The sequence below is a fragment of the Cellulomonas septica genome, assembly GCF_012396155.1.
GTDB classification, from domain to species: domain Bacteria; phylum Actinomycetota; class Actinomycetes; order Actinomycetales; family Cellulomonadaceae; genus Cellulomonas; species Cellulomonas septica.
This window is the reverse complement of the sequence record NZ_JAAXOY010000710.1, coordinates 1-1775: the sequence shown is the minus strand read 5'-3', so window position 1 is coordinate 1775 and position 1775 is coordinate 1. Positions and strand designations below refer to the sequence as shown.

The window sequence follows — 1775 nt, the reverse complement described above, 5'->3', positions numbered from 1 at the left end:
CACCCGACGCGCGGGTTGGGGCCGTGGCGGGGTCCGCGTCGGGCGAGCAGGAGCGCCTGGCGCAGTGCGGCGATCTCGACGGGTGCGGCCGCACGCGCGGGGGCCGCTGCGGGGACGGCGGGCGGGTTGGGGGCACCTGTCGCCGTGCTCGTCATGGTCCACCTCCGGGCGCCGTCGAGCCCCGGGGTCGCGCAGGAGGGTGAGTCCTGCCACGGGACGACGCCGAGCGTCGCCCCGCCACGTACTTCCTCCCATCCGGACTTTCACCGTCGGTCCTGGAGTTCCACCAGGTCAACCGCCCGGTCCGTGAGGACCGTGCGGGTCGCGGACTGTCACCGCCGGCTCGGAATTACACCGACCCCGGAGCACGTGTTCGTGTTCTGCACTGCGCCAACGATCTTGCCACACGGGGAATTCCCGGCCGGCGCGCGGCCGACGTCGTCTCACGCTCCGGAACGGTGGGTCCACCTCCCGGAACGTCACGTCCGGGCGGGAGCCCAGGGGGCACGTGCCACGGTGAGGGCGTGCGTCAGGCCTCGTCGGCGAGCGCGCGGAGCGCGGCGATCTCGGCCGCGACGTCGTCCGCGCCGTACACGGCGGACCCGGCGACGAAGACGTTCGCCCCCGCCTCGGCGATGCGCGCGATCGTGTCGCGCGACACTCCCCCGTCAACCTGCACCCAGGTGTCGAGGCCGGCGGCGTCGATCGCCGCACGCGTCCGCCGGATCTTGGGCAGCGTGCCCTCGATGAACGACTGGCCGCCGAAGCCCGGCTCGACCGTCATGACCAGCACCATGTCGACCTCGGCGAGCAGGTCGAGGAACGGCTCGACCGGCGACGCGGGACGCAGCGCGACCGCCGCACGGACCCCGCCCGCGCGCAGCTCGCGTGCGAGCCGCACCGGCGCCTGCGCGGCCTCGGCGTGGAACGTCACGGACGCCGCGCCCGCCTCGGCGTACTCGGGGGCCCAGCGGTCGGCGTCCTCGATCATGAGGTGGACGTCGAGCGGGACCGGCGACACCTCCGCGATGCGCCGCACGACCGGCAGCCCCAGCGTGAGGTTCGGCACGAAGTGGTTGTCCATGACGTCGACGTGCGCGAAGTCCGCCGTCGCGATCGCCACGAGGTCACGCTCGAGGTTCGCGAAGTCGGCGGACAGGATGCTCGGGTTGATGAGGGCGGGCACGCGGTCAGCGTAGCCAGCCGAGGCGTCCACCGCCGCGTCGCCCGGGCGTCGGCGACGTGCGCGTCAGGACGTGCGGCGCAGCAGCGTCAGATGCATCGCGTCGGTCCCGTGCACGTGCGGCCACAGCTGCACGTGCGAGCGGTCGGTGAGCTCGACCTCGCGCCGTGCGACGCCCTGCACGACGGCGGCGGTGTCGAGCCGCTCGACGTCGATGCCGGCCTTCGCCGCGGCCCGCAGGGCGTCCTTCACGACCAGCCGAGTCTCGGCGAGGTGCGGCGAGCACGTGACGTACGCGACGACACCGCCGACGCGGACCGCGCGCAGCGCCGAGCCCAGCAGGTCGCGCTGCAGGCCGGTCAGCGCCGTGAGGTCCGCGGGGGTCCGCCGCCACCGCGACTCGGGGCGTCGACGCAGCGCGCCGAGGCCCGTGCACGGCGCGTCGACCATCACACGGTCGAAGGCGCCGGGCTCGTCGTCGCCCAGCACGCGCCCGTCGCCGGTCCGGACGACCTCGACAGCACCCGGCGGGACCGCCCGCAAGGACTGCCGGACGAGCTTGGCCCGGTGCGGCTGCACCTCGTTCGCGACG

At 74.6% G+C, this 1775-nt stretch carries 2 protein-coding genes and 1 riboswitch; both genes read right to left on the bottom strand.

The genetic code is table 11. From position 1 onward, the window contains the following. Nucleotides 1-237 precede the first annotated feature (237 nt). Nucleotides 238-373: riboswitch (FMN riboswitch) on the bottom strand. Nucleotides 374-529: 156 nt separating this feature from the next. After that, the gene (gene rpe, locus HGA02_RS18420; protein ID WP_168680761.1) at nt 530-1186 is read right to left on the bottom strand and encodes a ribulose-phosphate 3-epimerase; all 657 of its coding nucleotides are present in this window, start codon (nt 1184-1186) and stop codon (nt 530-532) included. A 63-nt stretch (nt 1187-1249) separates the two neighbouring features. Beyond that, the coding region (locus HGA02_RS18415; protein ID WP_484482057.1) for an RsmB/NOP family class I SAM-dependent RNA methyltransferase at nt 1250-1775 on the bottom strand (526 nt) is incomplete at its 5' end.